The following is a 20,517-nucleotide window of genomic DNA, read 5'->3' as shown; positions in this document are numbered from 1 at the left end:
ATATTTCCTCTTACTAGTTTGGATAATTACGACTTTGATTATCCTAAAACGATTGACCGCGAAATTGTTATGCAAGCGGCTACTTTAAACTTTATCAAAGATAAGACTAACTGTGTCTTTGTTGGACCTTCTGGAGTCGACAAAACTAGGAATCTTTTAAGAAAGTGTCCCCTATAACCTCCCCTATAACCCCTATAACCTAATAACGGTGCCCCTAATAACGATGCTAAGCACAATTAACAGGTACGCTATTGGGCTGTTAAATTCAGCTTCCAAGGGGGGGTTATCAACCAATCATCTGATAATTGCTGACGTTGGGTAATTGCTAGTGATACTATTTGTGCCGGTTGCCAATTGCTGGCAATATTTTTAGGCAAAGCTGGTAGTGATTGTATACGTGGCATACCTAGCTTGACCTCAATAGGTAGTTTGTTACCAGCGGCTTCTACGATAAAATCTATTTCATGCCCGTCGCGCGTTCGCCAAAAACGGATATCAACTTCTAGTATATTATGTTTAAAATATTTATAAATTTCTGACAGAACATGAGTTTCAAAAGCAGCACCAGCTTGCGGACCTAAGCGTAAGGTTTCCGCATTTTTATAACCACCTAAATATGCTGCAAGCCCAATATCAAGAAAGTATAACTTTGGATGTTTTATGAGTCGCTTACTGCGGTTATCATATTCAGGTTGCAATAAGCGAATAAGAAAACTGTCTTCAAGAACACTTAACCAACTTTTTATAGTGGCTGATGATACACCCGTATCACGTGCTAATTCATCATAATTTACAATTGCGCCTGTGCGTAAAGCGCATAACCGCAAAAACGTTTCAAATTCGCGGCGACGATCAATCTGCATTAATTCTCTAACGTCACGTTCAATATAAGTTTGTGCATAGCTAGATAGATATAAGTCGCGAGTTTGCAAATCACGACTAGGCCATAGTTTGGGAAACCCAGTACGCAACATAGCTTCAAAGTATGCCGCTGGTTCATGTTGCTCATCGCCAAGCAGCTTTTCATTATCTGAAAGCCCAAATAAATTCATAATGGCGACACGACCAGCGAGACTTTCTCGTACGTTAAGCATCACTTCAAAGCTTTGTGAGCCAGTTAACCACACCGCACCTGGGGTATTAGTTGCGTCCGCGATTTGTTTAATTGGCGATAACAACGCTGGAGCATATTGAATTTCGTCAATTATTAAAGGTGGCTGAAGTTCACGAGCAAACAGAATAGGGTCGGCATTAGCACGAGTGCGTGTAGCTAAATCATCTAAATTAATATATTGGCGTTTGGCACCACAGCGTTTTAAAAGCGAACTTTTTCCTACTTGCCTTGGACCAAGCAGCAACCAAACTGGAAAAAGACGTAGTGCTTCAGGTGGGTTGTCATTCCAATATTGCTCAAAAGTTCTATAAAACCAATCAGTTGGCATTTATGAAGTATGCTTCATATTTGCCAATAGTCAAGATAGTTGTTCATACAGTGCTTTCATCCCCGTATCCCGTTAAATAAATGTCAGATACTGTTAAATTAATAATATTACTGGCTTATTTGGCTATACATCAGAAATAAGCAATATTTTCGTTTTAACACTAAAATTGATAGCAACAATTTCGTATTATTTATCTTAGGTGTTGATTCAAAAAATGCTGACCTAATTGCATAAGTAACGCTGTCAGCAGCCAACCATTCGGCGCCAGACGACAATAACTCTCTGTAATATTATGTTCTGCCAGCTGCATGAATTCGTGTAGCAACTCATCAACCGACTTAACCGTAAACACCCGTCCCCAATAGCGACCCAACAAATCAGCATCGCGACAAACATGTATTTGCGCTGTCTGTTCTGTGTTAATTTCAATATTAACGATGTTTACGGTACTATATAACCACACCGCGTTAAGTAGCATATCCCACTTGGCAGCAAGTCAAGTTAACGCTAGTAAAGTAAACCAAGATGCGAGTTTTGCGTGGCAGTTATAATTACGACCTCGGTGGTGACTCTTACGTAGTTGGCATTGGGGTTTTTGACAGTGTTCATTTGGGTCATCAGGCTTTACTACATAAAGTTCAAGCTATTGCAGCCGCTACCGGGTTGCCTAGCTTAGTCTATACTTTTGATCCGCATCCTTTAAAAATAACTCAACCTGCCAATGCGCCTAAGTTAATTGAACCACTATCTGTACGTTTAGCTAGACTTGAGGCAATGGGAATTGGCACCACCTTAATTGAGCCCTTTACTGATGAGTTTGCCCGACAAAGCGCCAATTCCTTCGCACGCACCTTGGCAACCAAAGTCAAGGCCAAACATGTTGTTGTCGGCAATAAATTCACATTTGGCAATAAACAAAGCGGTGATGTACAAAAACTGTTTGAGTGGGGTAATGTTTTTGGCTATAGCGTGCATTCAATAGCTACTCATATGGTTAATAACATAACCGTTAGTTCAAGCAAAATTCGTGAATATTTATGGTCGGGCACCGTACGTGGGGCAGCCATGTTGCTGGGTCGACCGTTTACGCTTGCCGGTGTGATTTTACGAGGAGCACAACGTGGTACAGGTTTAGGTTTTCCGACGGCCAATTTAGATACTCACTATGAGCTAATACCGTCATCGGGTGTCTACGCTGGCCGTGCAATTTGCGATATTGGCTTGTTTGAAGCGGTAGTTAATATTGGTACCACCCCCACTTTTGGTGGCGACCAATTAAAAATCGAAGCCCATTTTCCTGAATACCAAGGCGGGCCGCTATATGGTACCGCAATGACCATTGAGCTTATTGATCGCCTGCGTAGCGAAATAAATTTTTCTGATGTAACCGCTCTAAAAGCGCAGATAAAAAGTGACATTGAACAGGCGCGACGGGTTTTAGGGTAATAACGTTTTTTGTTCTTCAAATTATCCACAGCGTCCCGGTGGCTCAACGTGAATAAGCACATGACCGACATTGGGTAACTGTTCACGTAGACTATTCTCGATTTGTTCGGTTAATGAGTGAGCTTCGGTAATAGGTGTTTGACCGTCTATAGTACAATGAAACGAAATATCAATTTCATTTTGTACACTACGAATACGCAAATGATGCACCGAAAATGGCAAGGCTACGCTAGATTTTAACTTTTCAATTAAAACTAATACTTCTTGGTTTTCTATCGGCTCACCATTACGTACTGCCGAATGAACCCCGGTCGGTTCGATATGGGTGGTAATTTCAATTAACTTTGGAGCTGCACTCTTTAAAGCATGCTCAAAATCACTGGCGCGACAGTGTGCTTGTAAAAGGGTGAGATTTTCATCAACTTCAAGGTGCACTTCAATTGACTCACCGTTTTGGTGAGTCTCAATACTAATTGCGTGAGCGCCTAAACCATAGCGCGCGGCAATTAACCGCGTAATGGTGGTAAGATTTTCATCTACACTTTGAATTGGCTCAACATGCACCACCACATCAGCACCGGGTATGGCTTTGCTTACCGCGATGGCTGCCGCATCTCCAATTTCATGAGCGCGTTCAAATGCAAAATCACGCTTTACTGCTAAAGTGAGATCAACAAATACTTGAGGTCCACTACGTCGCAGTCGAGCTTGAGTAACCGAGCGCACACCTTCAACTAAGGCGGCGGCTTGCATCGCTAGTTCTTGCATATGTGACGGTACCGCATCGAGCAAATCGTCAAGCGAACGTTTGCCAAGACGCAAACTTACCCACACCACAATACCGGCAACAACTAAGGCAGCGACGGCGTCAGCTTGCCCAAGCCAAGGTATACCCAGGGCATCACCAAGACGTACAAACACTAAGCCGATAATAACTACGGCGGATGACCAGATATCTGTGGAGAAATGCAAAGCATCGGCTTCAAGAGCTTGGCTTTGATATTTTTTGGCAACCCGTGCTAGCGCGCGTGATCGTGAGAAATCAATAATAATAGAGCCGACCATAATCGCAAAAGCCCATATGCTGGGGTCAACGTGCACTGGATTATAGGCCAAGCGTTCGATGGCTTCGATGCAGATCCAAACACAAGTCGCAATAAGCAATAAAGTTTCAAATAAAGCCGAGATATTTTCAATTTTGCCATGACCATAGGTATGCTCGCGGTCAGCGGGTTTGCAAGCGGCATGCACCGCCCAAAAAGTTACTAATGCTGCAACTAAATCGATGGCAGAGTGAGCAGCTTCTGAGAGAATACCCAAGCTGCCAGTGTTAATGCCGACAATAATTTTTACTGCCGTAAGCACTACCGCTGCAATTACTGAAGTTAATGCCACAAAACGTTTTTCGCGGGCTGCATTTTGTGCTGGATCGTTAATTTTTTGTTTCATTCTGTCCAGTAAATAAATTTTAATTTAATCTTTATTTAGCAGAAAAAATGCCTATATTCATAACAAAGTTTATGCATCGGAACCTAGTAATGTACATTAACCATAGATATTCTGAAAAATTTAATAAATCAAACCACGAAGATTATATAAATTACCACCAAAACCAGTCTGATTAAAAAGGCTTAAAAACCTTTAACAATTTTCACCCAACAAATTAGCTATTTTTAAAAATACACGCTTGACATCGTGGGTTGTCATCGCATTAAAAGCTTAGCGCTTTTATAGGGGTACATTTGGAGGAGTTATGATTGAGACTGTTGGCCTATGCAAAAGCTATCGCAGCCTCACTGCGGTTGATTCGCTTACTTTCAAAGTAAACAAAGGTGAAATAGTTGGCTTTTTAGGGCCTAATGGCGCAGGTAAAACCACAACTATGAAAATCCTCACCGGTTTTATGCCAGCAACATCTGGCATAGCCAAAGTTGCGGATTTTAATGTACTAGATGAGCCGATGCAAGTACGTCGTCGCATTGGTTACCTACCTGAGCAACCGCCGGTTTATCTGGATTTAACCGTTAATGAGTATTTACGCTTTGTTGGTAAACTAAAGGGTTTGCGCAGTAAAAAGTTACAAAGCGAAATTGAGCGCGTTGTTGAAATAACCAAGCTTGGCGATGAGCGACATACCTTAATTGCTCCTTTGTCAAAAGGTTTTCGTCAGCGGGTTGGCTTAGCCCAAGCATTACTTGGCGACCCCGAGGTGCTGATTCTTGATGAACCGACTGTTGGTTTAGACCCGCGGCAAATTGGTGAAGTACGCTCTTTAGTAAAAAGCTTAGCGGGTAATCATACGGTGTTACTTTCAACCCATATTTTGCAAGAAGTAGCTGCCACCTGTGACCGTGTCATCATTATTAATCACGGTACCATTGTAGCTGATGACAAACTCGATGATCTGGTCGCCAAACATCGTCATGACAGTGAAGCAGCATCATTAGAGCAGGTGTTTCTGCAACTTACGGAGGCATAGAGCTCATATGCGTAATATTTTAACTATAGCCGGTAAAGATATCCGCGTTTATCTGACTACTTGGGTTAGCTACGCTTTGTTCGGCTTCTTTTTGCTGATGACCGCGTTCTTTTTCACTACGCTAGTTGAACAATATCAGCAAATCTATATGCAAGCTGCACAACAGCCATGGATGCAGCAGCAACTTAACCTCACTGATGTCGTAATGGGTAATATCTTACGTAACATCTCAGTGTTCTTTTTATTTTTATTGCCTTTACTAACCATGCGTTTATTTGCTGAAGAACGTAAAAGTAATACTCTTGAACTACTAATGACCGTACCAGTCAGACCGGCTGAAATAGTCTTAGGAAAATATCTCGCAGCCATAACTATAATGACTATAATGCTCGCACTTACTTTCATTTTTCCACTATTATTACATGTATATGGTGGGGCTGCTGCTGGGCAAAGCCCTCTTGACTTCAAAACCGTAATTATAGGTTACGTTGGTATGTTCTGCTTAGGGGCAAGCTTTATTGCCATTGGCTTACTAGCGAGCGCCTTAACTTCTTCACAAATTGTAGCTGCTATTACTTCGTTTTCATTATTGTTAATGTTTTTTGTAATTGGCTATGCCTCACGTGGCAAAGAAGGCTTTTGGCAAGGTTTCTTTGAATACATCTCAATAACTAATCATCTTGAAGATTTTATTAAAGGCGTCGTAAAAGTAACCGGCATTGTCTATTATGCTTCGCTCGCTTTTGTTGGGTTGTTTCTTACTTATCGCGTCGTCGAAGCACAACGTTGGCGTTAAACATCTTAATCGTTAGCTAGTTATTAAGAAGGCATTTAGTGAATATCGGAGTAACTTAAATGAGCACTTCGTCACAAACAACGACAGAAAAAAAAACTAACAATACTACCCAGACTACCCAGCAAACCTCTGGCTTTTTGTCAGTAGCACGTTTCACCGGCGCTTTTGGTATTGTGCTGCTTGCTAGTGCCCCCATAACTTGGTTTTTAACTGGTGAGAGTGGGGTATTGCTATGGGGTAAAATAGGTCTTGGGGTTGCCTCACTGATAATTTATCTTGCAGTTAATCCTCGTTTTTGGCGACGTTTTTTTGGATCACGCTCAACGCCTTTATTACTAATGAGTAGCGCCGCTATAATTGTTGCTTTATTAGTTGTTGGGGTTATCAACTACGTTGCATTTAAAAATCCAAAACAATTCGATTTTACCGAAGAAGGTTTATATACCCTTTCACCACAAACTACTGGTGTATTAGAGCGCTTGAAATCTACAGTTACGATTTATGCTTTTATAAATAGTAATGAACCAAACTTTTTAAGCACCCAAGACACCCTGCGCCGATATCAAAATGCCAGCGACAAGCTTACTTTTGAAATGATTGATCCACAAAGTCGTCCTGATTTAATTCAGCAGTATCAAATTACTGAGCGCGGTCCGCGGATTGTCATTACGGATGGCTCACAAGAGGCTCGTGCCAAAGACACTAGTGAAGAAGAATTAACCAACGCTATTATTAAAGTTGCTGAGCAAACAGCCAAGACCATTTATTTTTTAACCGGTCATGGCGAACCTGATATTGATACTGCCGATGCGCAAGAAGGCTATAAAGGTTATGCTGATGCTCTAAAAGCTGAAGGTTATGGAGTCGAAAAAATTTCACTGCTACGAGCTCGCGAAGCGGCAAAAGGCGATAAACTTAAAGCTAAAGATTTAAAACAAGCTCAAACTACTAATGAAGAAAACCAAGATATACTTACCATCCCAGAAAATGTCCCTGTACTTGTAGTAGCAGCTACGCGATCACCTTTATTGCCACCAGAAATTGCGGCTCTTGAAGCGTATCTCAATCAGGGTGGGCGTATGGTTGTTTTATTAGAACCTGATACTGATGCGGGACTTTTGGGCCTTTTAAAACAATGGCATATTGAAGCGCATAATGACATCGTTGTTGATCCCAATCCGGTCAATCGATTGCTTGGCTTTGGCGCCGCCGCTCCTTTAATTCAACCAACTCAATCACAAGAAACTCATATCATTGTTAAAGATTTAACCGCCCCAGCAGTATTTATGACTACACGTTCATTGGCGGTCAGTGGTGATGGCATTGAAGGTTTACAAGCTAACGCTTTACTAGAGGCTGGTGAATCAGCTTGGGGTGAAACAAAATTGGTTGGTGGCGCGGCTGAATTTGACGACAAAGATTTTCAAGCCCCATTATCGGTGTTTATCACAGCAACAAAAACCATCAGTGACAGTGAGACCGCTAAAAAGCGTAGCGATGAAAGTCATCTCATAGTTGTTGGTGATAGTGAATGGATCAATAACAAATATTTAAATGTTCAAGGTAATCGTGATTTAGCGATTAACATGATTCATTGGTTGGCCCAAGAACAAAGCCGTATCGCTATCAGACCAAAATCCCGAGCAGCCAGCCAACTATTTCTTACTGGCGAGCAAATGGCGCAAATAAAATTTTTCTCTCTTGATATTTTCCCTGTTTTGGTAGTCGCCTTTGGTTTAGGTATCGTGTTAACCCGTCGTAAACGCTAGTTAATTGAAAAGAGGCAAAATAGCCATGACCCTCATGCAAAAAAGGCTTTTGGGGCTACTTGTAACTTTAATACTCGGTGGCGGTGCAATCGTGATTGCCTTTTGGCAAACCAGTAATAGCGAACAACAAGAACAAGCATTAAATGCTGCGGCTAAAGTTTTTTCCTTTAAAGATTCTAACTCTATTAAAGAAATTTCACTAACTAACCATAATGGTAATTTTAATTTAGTTCACGAAAAAACTGCGGATGGCAATAACTACTGGTCTTTAATTACACCACTTAAAACCAAGGCTGATAATAAAACCATTACTTCCATTATTAATGAACTATTATCTCTGGAAAATAAAAATAAAAAAAATAGTTTAACCAACAACAAAGGTGTTGTGGGTGACCGCAACATTTTTGGTCTTAATTCACCGCGATTTCGCGTAAAGCTTAGCGATACGCAAGGGAAGCAAGAAACTCTTTTAGTTGGTATTAAAAATTCGTTTGATGACTCACTATACGTTGAACGTACCGGCAGTGAAAAAATATTTATGGTGGCAAGTACACTTGAATATCAACTTGACCAAGACCTTTTCAAATTACGTAATAAAAAACTGCTAACTTTTAATAAAAACGATATTAAAAAAATAACGGTAACTGAACTCGATAAAACTAAATATATTTGTGAGCAAGTTGATACTAATAACTGGCGAATGCTGCAGCCACTTAACGCAATTGCTGATAATGAAACAATATCTGGCATCTTAACTGAGTTGGCTAATGTGACTGCAACAACATTCATTGCTGAACAAGCAACGCCAGAAAAATTAAAGCTAACCGGTCTTGATAAGCCAAAACTTGCAGTGACGCTTTCACTAAATCACGGTTTCCCCAAGCAATTGCTATTTTCAGAAGTTAAAAATAAAGACGACACTAAGTATTATGCGATGATTAGCGGGGATAATCCAATCTTAGAAATTAATGGTACTACCGTATTTGAAAAATTATTAGTTGAAGCAAGTACATTACGTGATTTACGAGTGCTCAATTTCACTCGTTCTCAAGTACAGACTCTTGAATTAATTAGTGCTGATAAAACGCTTACCTTTTTACGTAGCGATAAGAACGGCATTGATGATTGGAATATGATTCTACCTGAAAAAGCCAAAGTACAAGATGCGACGCTAACTGATTTGCTTTATCGTTTGTGGAGTTTAAAAGCTACCAAAGTAGTTACAGATAAAGCCACTCAAACCGATATTAAAAAATATGACCTAGCGCGACCAGCTTTACGCATTAATCTTAAAGCTAAAAATGGTACTATTGTAGATGCAATGGTTTTTGGCAAAACTGAAAATGCACAGCAATATGTCATGCGCGCTGACAGTAACCGGATTGATTTAATAGAGGCTAGTTTCAGTACCGAAATTTCACTTGACCCAAAAACTTATAAAGAAAAACAATAGGGAGTGTCCCTAAATACTCTGTAATTACTCTGTTATTATGAAGCTTACCATAGCTGCAACGCAACGGTTCTATTTCATAGGCAAAGGCGCAATATGAGCATGAATTACATTGTGATGCTGTCTGCTTAGCATTTAGCAAATTTGCCATTAAACCAGGTTCGCGAATTAGTGGACGGCTTAAAGAAATAAAACGAATAATTCGATTACGAAAATCGATACCAGCAATATTAGTCGAGTTAAAGAGCTGCTTATGCATACTCTCTTCTACCATAACACTAACTTACAAACTACTTACAAAAATAAAATTTATTTTGATAAACTTTCAATGTATTCTTGCACAGCAATTTCAGTAGTCGGACTTGAACCGCCTTCGCCATATTGGCTATAAATTTATTGGTTTAATATTTTTAAATCTAACAGATCTGTCGCTCTTTTAAAAACGTAGTAAATTCAGCTATTTTTAATGGCTTACTATACATAAATCCCTGAAATTCATCACATCCCAATTTGCGCAGTTCGATAAGTTCTTGTTCATTAGTTACACCCTCAGCGATAATTTTTAGTTTAAGACTATGAGCCATTGCTATTATAGCTGCAGTAATAGTCGCATCTTCGTGATCTACTAACATATTATTTATTAAAGAACGATCAATTTTTATTACATTAAATGGAATTCGTCTAACATAGGCAAGAGACGAATAGCCTGTTCCAAAGTCATCTAAGTTTAACTTTATTTTCATTTTGTTAAGCCTTTCAAGTGTTTCTAGGGCTTTGCTTGAATTATACATCACTGCACTTTCAGTAATTTCAAATTCAAGCCACTCAACATCTAAATCATATTTGCTAAGAAGATCAGTAATTATTTCTACCATGTCAGGGTGCTCAAGTTGACGACTAGATAAGTTTACTGCCACACGTACCGGTTTCAAACCAGCATTACGCCATATTCGCTGTTGCATACAAACAGCTGTAATCATCCATTCACCAATTGGTAATATTAACCCGCATTCCTCAGCAAGCTGAATAAATTCATCAGGTAATAGCTCACCATGTTCTGGATGATTCCAACGTATAAGAGCTTCGCAACCAACAAAGCTAACATCATTAACTGTTGCCACAGGCTGATAACTTACTGAAAATTCATTTCTTTCGATTGCTTTATGCAACTGATGTTCAAGTTTAAGACGCTCATGTGCTGAGGCATTCATCGTTTCATTATAAAATTGATAATTATTCTTTCCTCGAGTCTTAGCGTGATACATTGCCGCATCAGCATTACGCAATAGACTGTCAACATCAATACTGTCTATTGGAAATAAAGCGATTCCAATACTTGCAGTGATAAATAATTCATTACCAGCTATGTTAATTGATTTAGTAAATATATCTAGTATTCGCTGCGCTACTATGTGACTGTCGCTAGGTTGCCTTATTTCACTTAGCAAAATAATAAATTCATCACCACCAAGTCGTGATACTATGTTCTCATATCTACGTTTGCCAGCTCTGGCAAAATGATCTGATCCACGGATACAAGCGCCAATATTTTGCGCTACTACTTTTAATAATTGATCCCCGATTTCATGCCCCAATGTATCATTGATTCGCTTAAAATTATCGAGATCAACAAACAAAAGGGCCATCGTATGACTATAACGTTTTGCTCTTTCTAATGAACGACTTAATAATTCAGAACAAAAAGTACGATTCGGTAGACCCGTTAAACTATCATAATATGCTAAAAACCGTATGCGCTCTTCTGAACGTTTATACTCGGTAATATCTCTTGCAACACAAACAACTGCTTGTGGTTTCCCCGATGAGTCATTCATTATCGTATTCGAAACACTCAGTATTCGCTGATCTCCTGGTGTATGACAATATTCGATTTCATAATGATGCAACGAACTATAACGAATCAAAGCGTTTAAATTCTCATTAAATGGTGGACTATTAATTATAGTATGGTCAACCCGCCTACCTAATAACGCCGACTTTTTTATACCAAAAAGATTACATGCCGCTGGATTAACCACTCTAACTATTAAATCTCTATCCAGCACTAGCAGAGCTTCACGCATGGTTCGTAAAATAGGTAAAGCCGCAAACGCTGGGGTTATATCGACAAAGCGATATCGTAAAACTACAAAAGTACATAAAAGAATAAATATCATTATTGCTATATAACCAAAAGGATAAAGAGAAAAACCAAAGGCCAGTGCAAAATCAAAACTTGCTAGATAACCAATACAGAAAGCAACTAATAAAATTTTTATTCGTGTTAAATTAACACCCTCTTCAATAGCATTACGATAACTTTGCCATAAACGACGCGTAGCTAAAAAATTGATGCCTAAAAAATATACTAAAAATATATATACTTCCGCCTCATAAAACGGGTAGTAGCCCCATTGCGTGCTTTGTATCGATCTCTCAAAAATATCGGTAAAAAATAAAAATATTAAAGGCACGAATGAAACAAGCCATACCACCGGGACATCTCGAAATCGCCTTTTTACTTTATTATTAACTAGTGTGGCAAAATGGTAGCATGCTGGAGAAATCATTACTATACCAAAATGTCCAACTTTTGCCCAGGCTGAAGCAAATTGAATATTCGGTGAACTATAGATCCAGCTATACGCAAACAACCATAAAGCTATACTTTGAGTTATACCAAAAAATACCATACCAATACGCGAAAAACGCTCATGAATAAGTGCAATAATACCCAAAATTGAAACAATTATTGAGGTAAATAACGTTTGCAAAGATAAAAAACCCAACGAATAATTGCTTAAATCAAGTAGTTCAAAAATCATTTTGTTGGGCTCTACTTTTGTTTTGTATGTAATAATTAAGCCTGTTTAGTTTAACAGAAATCTGTACTGTTAGCTAAATTCACTAATTGCCCATAAAGTTTTGCTGCCCTTTTTTTACACGTTGAGTACTTCTGCTATTGCATCATGAAATTTTATTCTAAATTCTTTAATCATTTGATTATCACAAAAAGGATGCACCCGATTAGTAAGCAAAACGCAAATTATTTCATTATCAATATCGATCCATAATGAAGTTCCAGTAAAGCCAAGATGTCCAATAGCACCACGTAAACCGCGGCCAAGATAATTACCAATTGAACTTTTTGTAAGACTTGGTGTATCCCATCCTAATGCTCTAGTACTACCTGGTAAGTTATCACGTTTAGCAAATAAGCTAGCAGTATTTCGTTTTAGTATACTTGATTTTCCCTGCAAAGCATTAAGCCAGCTTTGCCCTATTTGAACCACATCGTAAGCATCAGAGAATAATCCAGCGTGACCTGCTACCCCATCTAATGCCCAGGCATTATCATCATTCACTGATCCACAATTTACTTCTTTGCGATGTTCACACTGTTCGGTGGCAACATAACTATATTTTGTATAATTTATTGAACCTTCCCGAATAAAAAAGGTTCTCTTAAGTTGTAACGGTTGTGCGATCAGCTTTGCAAAACTTACGTCCAAACTTTCACCCGTAATTTTTTCTATGATAAAACCTAAAATTATGAAACCTATATCACTATATAAAACACGTTCTCCGGGAGTCGCTTCTAAATTTTCACTTAGAACTGCTTTATGTATTTTTTCATAACCATCAATAGGTTGAGCTAGCACCAACTCGTAATAGGGCTTATAAGCAGCCAGACCACTGGTATGAGATAACAAATGACGAACAGTAACATTTTGTAAATGCGTAGCTTGTGCAAAATAAGAAGTCACGCAACTTTCTAGTTTTAGTGCCCCATTATCTACAAGTAAAGCTGCTAACGTCGTAGTGCATAATACTTTAGTTAATGAAGCTACATCGAATAAATCATGTTTGCTAAGTTTTCGCGGTGCTGGAAATAGAGCTGCCTGGCCATGCCAACTTTGATGTATAAGTTTTCCATGAACTAAAATTGCCACGTTCATTGCTGGCGCTACACCCTCGTGTACACCAGCATCAAGTATTGCCAAAATTGGAGCTAAGGTATGCATTATTTAAAGTAATACTAATCTATTTCTAACATTAAAAACATAATGAATATTTGTTATTGAAAAAATTATCATAGTATGATAATATCATACTATGATGATAAAAAACTTCGGCAATAAGCTCGCTGAGGATTTATATGATGACAAAATTTCAAAAGAGGTTAAGCATTTCCCCAAAGATCTCTACAAAACTGCTAGACGAAAACTTTTGTTCTTGCATGATGCTGCCTCTATCAATGACCTACGCATACCACCAGGTAATCGACTTGAATTACTTAAAGGTAAATTTAAAGGTTTTTACTCAATACAACTCCATGATCAGTGGCGGCTTGTTTTTCGTTGGCAAGATGGCGATGCTTACAATGTTGCCGTTATTGACTATCATTAGAAAGGAGCTGACATGCGTGAACCAACTAACCCATTTCATCCTGGTGAAATATTACTCGAAGAATTTTTACAGCCAATGGGCCTAACGCAAATCGAATTTGCCAAAAAACTTGGATGGACTCGTGCACGACTTAATGAATTAATTAATGGCAAACGAGGAATTACTGTTGAATCCGCTTTAGACTTAGCTGAAGTCCTGGGAACAACACCTAAACTATGGATGAATCTGCAAGCAACTTATGATTTAAACAAAGCGCTGGCTCGCAGAACTAAGGTAGCGTAGCATAAAAGTCCTTTTTTAGCCAAACGACTGTTTCGCCAGATCGTGGTGGTTGCGGCAACGCCATATTCATGCTGCGTTTCGACTTTTGCACATTTGGCATACTTTGTTTGCTAGCAGCCATACTTTGAGCCAATTTTGCAGCTTGCTTAGCCCTACTTTGCGCTTGCCGAGCTTTGGTGGCTTTTGCACCAAAGCGATCGATAAATGTCTGCAACTGCCCCATGCGCTTAGCCATACTTGCCTGCTCTGTAGCAAGACGATTAGCTAAAGCATCACGAGCATCTAAATAATCATCGTAATTTCCAGTAAAACTGAGAATACCGTTTTCGTTGAGCTCAGCAATGCTAGTAACCATACGATTTAAAAAATAACGATCGTGACTAACAACTAACCAAGCACCAGAATAATCAACTAAAAAATTTTCAAGCCAATTTAAACTAGCCATATCAAGGTGGTTGGTTGGCTCATCTAATAGCAATAGTTGCGGTTTTGCTAACAATAACCGGGCTAACTCAACCCGCATACTTAAACCACCTGATAACTCACTTAGCGGTTTTTGCAGCAAATTTTCATTAATCCCAAGACCACTAAGAATTTCACGCGCCCTACCTTCAAGGGCATAGGCCTCATTTTTCTGATAGTTCTCTAAAATTTCTACATGATCTTCTGCTAAAGCAATAACATCACTTTTCGCCTCTGCTAAACGTGCAGTTGATGCCTCAAGCTCCTTAGCAAGTTGAATTAAATCAGGGCAGGCATGCATTACATAGGTTAGCACCAAAGTATCATTTGTACGCAACCCACTCTGAGGTAAGTAGCCGATTTGTAAGCATTTTTGCTTTATAAAATCACCTTCATCGCTAGTTTCATGCCCGATAATGATGCGCAACAGCGTAGTTTTTTAAAGCCCCATTTGGCCCCACTAAACCGATACGTGCTTTGGGGCTAATATGAAAATTCAAATCTGAAAAAAGCTTTTGTCCACCAAAGGTTTTAGCTAAATTTTGTATATCGAGCATTTGTACTTAACTCCAAGGTTTTTGACTATCAGAGCCAACTAACTAAAATCTAGGTTGACAGAGCGCCTAAGCGCGGTGAAAATTTCTATCTTACTATGACTTGAGGAACATCTCTGATGATAAGTCTTCTTCTTGCTGGTGGCCCCTTCATGTTTGCGACACTTTCGGTGTCGCTTATCTGTGTGTCTATCGCCCTTTGGCGTTTCGTATTTTTGTGGGGGCGTAGTTCATCCCGCAAATCTTTGCTAAAAGAGACGGTTGCTTATGCTGAACAACGCTCTTTTGGTAAAGCATTGCAACTTTGCAACTCTTCGCCTAGCCCACTGTCGCGAATTTTGGCAGCAGCTTTTTCACGCTCAGATCGCTCTGAAAAAGAAATTCGCCGTGGTGTCGAAGCCGTAGCTCTTGAAGAGATACCAAAAATTAAAGCTGGTACAGTGTTTTTGCCACAGCTTTCTAACTTAGCCACTCTCTTCGGTCTAATCGGTACTATCCATGGTCTGATTATTGCGTTCCAAGGCGCTGGTAGCGAAAACGCGGCAACGCGACAAGCGATTTTATCACAAGGTATTGCTATCGCGTTCTACAACACTTTTTTTGGTCTATCAGTAGCTACTATGGCCATCGTGTTTTATCTGCTGCTCATTAACAAAACCAACAATACTTTGGCATTTATGGAACAATCAACCGCAAGCGTCATTGATGCTATTTTGTGGCATCGCGATGATAACGCAGACCGACGCAGATAGGAAAACAACATGTCTTTTGGCGGCGGTGGTCATCGTTCACCTTTAGGCGGCGCTTTTGGTAAAGAATCTGCCACTAGCTACGAAGTTTATCTAAACCTCACGCCCTTAATGGACGTTATGTCTAATATTCTTTTCTTCTTGCTGGCTGCTTTTGGTTCAACGCTTATTGCGGTTTTACCTACGACCATACCTACTCGTGGCGATACCTCTTTTGCAGCACCTATACCTGAAGAAGAAAAAGTTAATATCACAGTACGCGCCGATGCTACTGGACTTACCCTTAAGTGTGACAGCCCCAATATCGACCCGAGCAAACTAAAGGAATATAGTAGTCGCTTTGGGGTAAAAGGTGATGAGTATGACTATGAAAATTTCACCGCCGCCTTAAAACGAATTAAAGAAAAATATCCAGAATCGCGTACAATGATCCTAGTGCCTGACGACGGTTTTAGATTCGAAAAGGTTGTAAAAATTATGGATGCCGCACGAGAGCAACGCTTACCTGATGGTCGTAAAATTATGCTGTTTGATGAAGTGGTACTCTCGTCAACACCAGCTTCTGAAAAAGTGAAGTAAGTATAATAAAGGAGCAAACATGGCCGGTGGTGGTGGAGAAGGCGGAAGCGAGTACGAGGTTAACGTCAACTTAACGGCAATGCTTGACGTTTTAACCAACTTGTTATTCTTCTTAATGTTTGGTTTGGCAGCACAACAGACTGCTATCGAAAATGAAGGTGGGGTACAGCTTCCTACTTCAAAAGCAGAACTACCTCCAAAAAAAGCCACCAATGTTGCCATTGGCCAACGAGAATTACGGGTTGATAAAGAAGTAGTGATGACCATTAAAAATGGCCGTCTGGGCAAAGACGCTTCTGGTACTGGCCGTATTGAACCGCTATATCGCAAATTGGTTGCGGTTAAGGGCAGAAAGGTGGCTAGCAGCAGAAAAGCTGCTAATCAAGAAGATGAAGATGTACTAATGGTTCTTTGCGATAAATCTATTCCCTACACGCTAGTGAGACGTGTCTTGCTTACTAGCGCCGAAGCGGGATATCCTCGCTTTCGCATGGCAGCACTAATGGAATGACAGAATCTTGTTCACAGTGTTTACGACCAGAAGATATCTGTGTCTGTGATCGTATAGAGGCGATATCCACCAAACATAACGTACTTGTTCTACAACATCCGCGCGAACAAGATATTGAATTAGGCAGCGCTAAACTATTAGCCATGATGTTGCCTAAATGCGTACTTAAAGTTGGTTTATCGTGGCCTTCTTTAAGCAAAGCTTGGGGTAAAAATACCGAAGCTTCGCATTGGGCCGTTGTTTTCCCGCGACCAAATGTTCAGTTTTCACCTGACACAAACTATGAGCTAAGTAACCGTAGTGGCAAAACCGTTTCGCCAAGCAAAATTCGCGGCATAATTTTGCTGGATGGTACTTGGTCACAAGCTAAAAGTCTTTGGTGGCGTAATCCTTGGCTATTAAAATCGCCGCGTTTAACCCTATCACCCAAAGAACCCTCAATTTATGGTGCTGTGCGCACTGAGCCCCGTAAGCAATATATTTCGACTATTGAAGCTGCTGGTGCGGCTCTTTACGCGCTTGGTGAGCCTGAAATTATTGATAAAAAGCTTAAACGTGTTTTTCGTACGCTGCTGCAGCGCTACCGCGATCAGCACAGCAGCGATCACTTCAAATGATTTTTTTAAGAACTGGCAAACCGGCGATGGTTAACTTTTTTATGCTGCTATAGCCTAATTGGGATACATCTGTGTATGTATTATAGTATTCTGTCACATGTGCAGGAGATATTATGACCGCTATCAATGACCGCTCTGGCTTATTAAATAACCAAATAAACACTCAGACCCCAGATAATAATACGCAAGTAAACACAGAATCACAAACCTCATATGTCAAAAGCAGTTCATCAAGCCCTGCAAAAGCTCTTGATAAATATCAGCCTACGGCAGCATTAAGTACTTATGCGGCAATGGCCGCTCAGCCTCACAAATCTTCTGCTGCTGATACCTATACCCTTAATCCTGCCGCCGATGATTTTGCTGACAATTTAATTGGTAAATATGATGCTGAAACTATTGCTATCTGGAAGGCTATTTCTACAATTTTGGCCAGCTTCACCATTCAAATGATCGCTACTATTGTAAAAAATGCTAACGATCAATATAACACTGATATTCCTGATAATACTAATACTGATAACGATGTTGATGCTACTACCCCAACTAGCAAATATTCCGAATACAGCGGTATATTATACGAAGCCGATAACTCTATAATAGATACAGAGCTTTTTGATGAAAACGGTGCCAATTTTGCTGATACCATACAAGGCGAAGTTGGTGACTGTTATTTCTTATCAGCATTAAGTGGTGTAGCTACTCAAGACCCTGAAATACTTGAAAGAAATATTAAAGCCTACACCGACCCTGTAACCGGCGAACAATTATTTGATGTTACTTTTTACGAACTTGATGATGAGGGTGAAGTACGACCACGCACGGTTACGGTAAACGACCAGTTTCTACGCAACGAAAATGGTTGGGAACTTTATGCCCAAAGCAATGATTTTGATGAAAATAATAAATACGAAATTTGGGTCGCCGTTTATGAAAAAGCTTATGGTGTATTTCTGAGTGAAAGTGGCAGTGCTGATGAAGGTTATGTCCGCTTAGAAGGTGAAGATGTAAATGGTGACGGCGTAGGTGATGGCGGTTATGTTCATGATGCTTATTTCGCGATCACCGGTAAAGTGCAAAATTGGGACGTACCTGAAAACATGGATACCGATGAACTCGCTGACATTCTTGGTCGCGCTGATATTAGGGGTGGCGATTGTATTGCTTTAGTTAGTAATAATACTGGCCGTGGTGACGTTGAAGATATCGCTCCTGGCATCCCTGGTGGTCATGCCTATACCGTGCTTGGTACCTATGAAGACCCTGACACTGGCGAATTGATGGTTACTTTACGTAATCCTTGGGGTATGTACGAGCCTGGTGTTTCGTATGTAGATGGCGAAGAAGTTCATGGCAGCAATTTTGATGGCACCAATGACGGTATCTTCAGCATACCTATTGCTGATGTGCAAAAATATTTTGCCAATGTCTTTTATCCTGAAGAATCAAATTGTGATGTTGCTAGTTCACAAGCAGCTCATAATCCACCACGTGCCTAAAATTTTTCCTTGAAATCTACTCTTTTAAATAAACCGTTACCGACTAAGTCTGGCGGCTCCAATTGCCCTGTACCATGCGCACAATGTCGTGCCCCGGTATTTGTACACACAGATAAAAATGGGGTTCGTTATCAGCTAAATCCTGATAAAACTCCGCATATTTGCAAAAAAAAGCGGGAATCTAGGCGTGTCCCTAAATAAGCTCTCTGCATGTTGACATTTGATGTTTGATTCGTGATGCTATTAATATGAGAACTACTTTAGATATCGATGATGATGTTTTAACGGTCGCTAAACATATTGCACAGCTGAAGCATAAATCTACCGGCACAGTAGTGTCTGAACTTTTAAGGCAGTGCCTACTACCCACTGATAATCTTGAAAATATACGAAATGGTGTGCCTATTTTCCCTATTAAAGCCGATGCCAAATTAGTAACCATGGACCATATTAATCAACTTCGTGATGAAGATAGCTCTTACTTACCGCATAACACTTAAGGTTTGCCCGTCTCGTATAGATAAATATCACCAACTAAATGCGTGCCGGTTAACAACTCTGCTTTATACGGCAGACGCTCTTCACCAGTACTTAACCATAACCTACCCATTGCAGCCCTTTGCGCTTTATTTGAGGCAAACTTTACATCATAGCGATAGCTAGGTCGTATACCTACGGGGGTCTTAATTTGTTCAGTGGCGATATATTTTACCCAAGCTGTATATGCTCGTTGATTACCGTATAAAATCGCACAACCATCAGCTTCTTGAGGTAAGCTGCGCATAAAATAAAAACCGCTAACAAAGTCTTGCACTGCCCCTGGAAAGCTTTGCTGTTCATCTGAAGCCTTGCCATTTCGTATGCGATGCGAGCGTGCACTATGTCCGTCAGCGCTAAATTGTTGCTTTTCAGAAAATTCATTGCGACTAATTTTGTAATTATTCATTGCTTGAATTGGCCAGTAAGTCTCATCAGCTACTAAAGCTGCCGCCCGTCCCTCTACGGGCAATAAAGATGCAACCACTTCAGTTATTTTAAATAGGCTACGATATTCGGTAATGATCCGGCCATTTGCTGCTCCTCGCTTTTCAATACGAAAATCAATTGTTCCGACTGATAATCCATTTACATTCAAGGTGTAGCGAATTGTCTCACCAACGTTTTTAGGTAAGGTTCTGGTTATTACGATTGGTTTTCGGCAAGGTGGCAAATCTTTTGGGGTTCTTGGCGCTGATGGCTTTTGTAACAAAATGTTTTTATTTGAGATTTTGGTATAGCCCGCATTACCTTGCCCGGTAAGTTGATCAAGAAAGCTATCAGACTCATCAATCTCGTTGCTGCTTGCAAAAGCAGTCGATATAAAAAAAAATGACACCCAAAACCAGCACCACTTTTTCATAAAGATTACTATAGCGCGTTATGGACCCAAACTCCTAAGTAGTTACGAAAAGATTAGTATTTTATTTTACTAT

Annotated in this window: 22 protein-coding genes; 14 read left to right on the top strand and 8 right to left on the bottom strand. The window is 39.9% G+C overall.

The features are described from left to right. Nucleotides 1-177 (top strand): ATP-binding protein, encoded by a 177-nt coding sequence (locus JW841_02310; protein MBN1959755.1) that lies wholly within the window; start codon nucleotides 1-3, stop codon nucleotides 175-177. A 71-nt stretch (nucleotides 178-248) separates the two neighbouring features. On the opposite strand, the gene JW841_02305 is transcribed toward JW841_02310, so the two are convergent. Both JW841_02305 and JW841_02300 read right to left on the bottom strand, forming a co-directional pair. After that, nucleotides 249-1,442 carry an ATP-binding protein gene (locus JW841_02305; GenBank protein MBN1959754.1) on the bottom strand — a complete coding sequence of 398 codons (1,194 nt, stop codon included), beginning with the start codon at nucleotides 1,440-1,442 and terminating at the stop codon, nucleotides 249-251. A 190-nt stretch (nucleotides 1,443-1,632) separates the two neighbouring features. Beyond that, nucleotides 1,633-1,920, bottom strand: a complete 288-nt coding sequence (locus JW841_02300) for a hypothetical protein (GenBank protein MBN1959753.1) — start codon at nucleotides 1,918-1,920, stop codon at nucleotides 1,633-1,635. 47 nt (nucleotides 1,921-1,967) lie between these two features. On the opposite strand from JW841_02300, the gene ribF reads away from it, so the two are divergent. Beyond that, nucleotides 1,968-2,888, top strand: a complete 921-nt coding sequence (gene ribF / locus JW841_02295) for a riboflavin biosynthesis protein RibF (protein ID MBN1959752.1) — start codon at nucleotides 1,968-1,970, stop codon at nucleotides 2,886-2,888. A gap of 21 nt (nucleotides 2,889-2,909) precedes the next feature. On the opposite strand, the gene JW841_02290 is transcribed toward ribF, so the two are convergent. After that, on the bottom strand, nucleotides 2,910-4,337 hold the full coding sequence (locus JW841_02290; GenBank protein MBN1959751.1) for a cation diffusion facilitator family transporter: 1,428 nt from the start codon (nucleotides 4,335-4,337) through the stop codon (nucleotides 2,910-2,912). 304 nt (nucleotides 4,338-4,641) lie between these two features. On the opposite strand from JW841_02290, the gene JW841_02285 reads away from it, so the two are divergent. Genes JW841_02285 through JW841_02270 form a run of 4 tightly spaced genes read left to right on the top strand, consistent with a single transcriptional unit; the run spans nucleotide 4,642 to nucleotide 9,385 of the window. Beyond that, nucleotides 4,642-5,367 carry an ATP-binding cassette domain-containing protein gene (locus tag JW841_02285; protein ID MBN1959750.1) on the top strand — a complete coding sequence of 242 codons (726 nt, stop codon included), beginning with the start codon at nucleotides 4,642-4,644 and terminating at the stop codon, nucleotides 5,365-5,367. A 7-nt stretch (nucleotides 5,368-5,374) separates the two neighbouring features. Then, nucleotides 5,375-6,163 (top strand): ABC transporter permease subunit, encoded by a 789-nt coding sequence (locus JW841_02280; protein MBN1959749.1) that lies wholly within the window; start codon nucleotides 5,375-5,377, stop codon nucleotides 6,161-6,163. A 59-nt stretch (nucleotides 6,164-6,222) separates the two neighbouring features. Then, nucleotides 6,223-7,932 (top strand): GldG family protein, encoded by a 1,710-nt coding sequence (locus tag JW841_02275; protein ID MBN1959748.1) that lies wholly within the window; start codon nucleotides 6,223-6,225, stop codon nucleotides 7,930-7,932. A gap of 25 nt (nucleotides 7,933-7,957) precedes the next feature. Further along, complete coding sequence (locus JW841_02270) at nucleotides 7,958-9,385, top strand: DUF4340 domain-containing protein (GenBank protein MBN1959747.1); 1,428 nt, start codon at nucleotides 7,958-7,960, stop codon at nucleotides 9,383-9,385. Between the two features lie 413 nt (nucleotides 9,386-9,798). On the opposite strand, the gene JW841_02265 is transcribed toward JW841_02270, so the two are convergent. Together JW841_02265 and JW841_02260 are read right to left on the bottom strand one after the other, a co-directional pair. Beyond that, on the bottom strand, nucleotides 9,799-12,207 hold the full coding sequence (locus tag JW841_02265) for an EAL domain-containing protein (protein MBN1959746.1): 2,409 nt from the start codon (nucleotides 12,205-12,207) through the stop codon (nucleotides 9,799-9,801). Between the two features lie 114 nt (nucleotides 12,208-12,321). Then, a complete protein-coding gene (locus tag JW841_02260; GenBank protein MBN1959745.1) occupies nucleotides 12,322-13,410 on the bottom strand; it encodes a beta-lactamase family protein in 1,089 nt (362 codons plus the stop codon). A 91-nt stretch (nucleotides 13,411-13,501) separates the two neighbouring features. On the opposite strand from JW841_02260, the gene JW841_02255 reads away from it, so the two are divergent. Together JW841_02255 and JW841_02250 are read left to right on the top strand one after the other, a co-directional pair. Continuing rightward, on the top strand, nucleotides 13,502-13,792 hold the full coding sequence (locus JW841_02255; GenBank protein ID MBN1959744.1) for a type II toxin-antitoxin system RelE/ParE family toxin: 291 nt from the start codon (nucleotides 13,502-13,504) through the stop codon (nucleotides 13,790-13,792). A 12-nt stretch (nucleotides 13,793-13,804) separates the two neighbouring features. Continuing rightward, on the top strand, nucleotides 13,805-14,074 hold the full coding sequence (locus JW841_02250) for a HigA family addiction module antidote protein (GenBank protein ID MBN1959743.1): 270 nt from the start codon (nucleotides 13,805-13,807) through the stop codon (nucleotides 14,072-14,074). Here JW841_02250 and JW841_02245 read toward each other — a convergent pair. Both JW841_02245 and JW841_02240 read right to left on the bottom strand, forming a co-directional pair. Beyond that, a complete protein-coding gene (locus JW841_02245; protein MBN1959742.1) occupies nucleotides 14,061-14,963 on the bottom strand; it encodes an ABC-F family ATP-binding cassette domain-containing protein in 903 nt (300 codons plus the stop codon). The two genes, JW841_02250 and JW841_02245, sit on opposite strands and share 14 nt — an antisense overlap. Then, nucleotides 14,941-15,093, bottom strand: a complete 153-nt coding sequence (locus JW841_02240; GenBank protein MBN1959741.1) for a hypothetical protein — start codon at nucleotides 15,091-15,093, stop codon at nucleotides 14,941-14,943. The genes JW841_02245 and JW841_02240 overlap by 23 nt, the downstream gene beginning before the upstream one ends. A gap of 116 nt (nucleotides 15,094-15,209) precedes the next feature. Between JW841_02240 and JW841_02235 the strand changes: the two genes are divergently transcribed. From JW841_02235 to JW841_02210, 6 genes are all read left to right on the top strand, one after another. Continuing rightward, a complete protein-coding gene (locus tag JW841_02235; GenBank protein MBN1959740.1) occupies nucleotides 15,210-15,842 on the top strand; it encodes a MotA/TolQ/ExbB proton channel family protein in 633 nt (210 codons plus the stop codon). Between the two features lie 9 nt (nucleotides 15,843-15,851). After that, entirely contained in the window at nucleotides 15,852-16,418 is a 567-nt protein-coding gene (locus JW841_02230; GenBank protein ID MBN1959739.1) for a biopolymer transporter ExbD, read from the top strand. A gap of 19 nt (nucleotides 16,419-16,437) precedes the next feature. Then, complete coding sequence (locus JW841_02225) at nucleotides 16,438-16,929, top strand: biopolymer transporter ExbD (protein ID MBN1959738.1); 492 nt, start codon at nucleotides 16,438-16,440, stop codon at nucleotides 16,927-16,929. Beyond that, on the top strand, nucleotides 16,926-17,546 hold the full coding sequence (locus tag JW841_02220) for a DTW domain-containing protein (GenBank protein MBN1959737.1): 621 nt from the start codon (nucleotides 16,926-16,928) through the stop codon (nucleotides 17,544-17,546). The genes JW841_02225 and JW841_02220 overlap by 4 nt, the downstream gene beginning before the upstream one ends. Nucleotides 17,547-17,659: 113 nt before the next feature. Beyond that, the gene (locus JW841_02215) at nucleotides 17,660-19,045 is read left to right on the top strand and encodes a hypothetical protein (protein MBN1959736.1); all 1,386 of its coding nucleotides are present in this window, start codon (nucleotides 17,660-17,662) and stop codon (nucleotides 19,043-19,045) included. A gap of 248 nt (nucleotides 19,046-19,293) precedes the next feature. Next, entirely contained in the window at nucleotides 19,294-19,545 is a 252-nt protein-coding gene (locus JW841_02210) for a CopG family transcriptional regulator (GenBank protein MBN1959735.1), read from the top strand. On the opposite strand, the gene JW841_02205 is transcribed toward JW841_02210, so the two are convergent. Continuing rightward, the gene (locus tag JW841_02205) at nucleotides 19,542-20,420 is read right to left on the bottom strand and encodes a DUF3108 domain-containing protein (GenBank protein ID MBN1959734.1); all 879 of its coding nucleotides are present in this window, start codon (nucleotides 20,418-20,420) and stop codon (nucleotides 19,542-19,544) included. The genes JW841_02210 and JW841_02205 overlap by 4 nt on opposite strands. Nucleotides 20,421-20,517 lie beyond the last annotated feature (97 nt).

This window comes from Deltaproteobacteria bacterium, from assembly GCA_016931625.1.
In the GTDB taxonomy this organism is placed as follows: domain Bacteria; phylum Myxococcota; class XYA12-FULL-58-9; order XYA12-FULL-58-9; family JAFGEK01; genus JAFGEK01.
Note: the sequence above shows the minus strand (reverse complement) of the source record. Positions and strands in the feature narration are given on the sequence as shown.